Origin of the sequence: Actinomadura meridiana (assembly GCF_039537545.1) — a bacterium.
In the GTDB taxonomy this organism is placed as follows: Bacteria; Actinomycetota; Actinomycetes; order Streptosporangiales; family Streptosporangiaceae; genus Spirillospora; species Spirillospora meridiana.
In genome coordinates this window covers 1-919 of sequence record NZ_BAABAS010000045.1, presented here as the reverse complement: position 1 = coordinate 919, position 919 = coordinate 1, and the positions used below count along the sequence as shown (strand labels likewise).

Here is a 919-nt window from a genome sequence, read left to right as displayed (position 1 = left end):
CGAAATTCCTTGTCGGGTAAGTTCCGACCTGCACGAATGGCGTAACGACTTCCCCGCTGTCTCAACCACAGGCCCGGCGAAATTGCAGTACGAGTAAAGATGCTCGTTTCGCGCAGCAGGACGGAAAGACCCCGGGACCTTCACTATAGCTTGGTATTGGCGTTTGGAACGGTTTGTGTAGGATAGGTGGGAGACTGTGAAGCTGGCACGCTAGTGTTGGTGGAGTCGTTGGTGAAATACCACTCTGGTCGTTTTGAGCGTCTAACCCGCGCCCCTGTATCGGGGTGGGGGACAGTGCCTGGTGGGTAGTTTAACTGGGGCGGTTGCCTCCTAAAGAGTAACGGAGGCGCCCAAAGGTTCCCTCGGCCTGGTTGGTAATCAGGTGGTGAGTGTAAGGGCACAAGGGAGCTTGACTGTGAGACGGACGTGTCGAGCAGGTGCGAAAGCAGGGCCTAGTGATCCGGCACCGGCGTGTGGAAGTGGTGTCGCTCAACGGCTAAAAGGTACCCCGGGGATAACAGGCTGATCTTCCCCAAGAGTCCATATCGACGGGATGGTTTGGCACCTCGATGTCGGCTCGTCGCATCCTGGGGCTGGAGTAGGTCCCAAGGGTTGGGCTGTTCGCCCATTAAAGCGGCACGCGAGCTGGGTTTAGAACGTCGCGAGACAGTTCGGTCCCTATCCGCTGCGCGCGTAGGAGAATTGTGAGGGTCTGTCCCTAGTACGAGAGGACCGGGACGGACGGACCTCTGGTGTGCCAGTTGTCCCGCCAGGGGCACGGCTGGTTGGCTACGTTCGGTCGGGATAACCGCTGAAAGCATCTAAGCGGGAAGCCTTCCTCGAGATGAGTTCTCCCACCCCTTGTGGGTGTAAGGCTCCCGGTAGACGACCGGGTTGATAGGCCGGTGATGGAAGCGCT

1 rRNA gene is annotated in these 919 nt (G+C 58.7%); it reads left to right on the top strand.

From position 1 onward, the window contains the following. Window positions 1–919, top strand: a 23S ribosomal RNA gene (locus tag ABD808_RS38380); the annotation flags it as partial.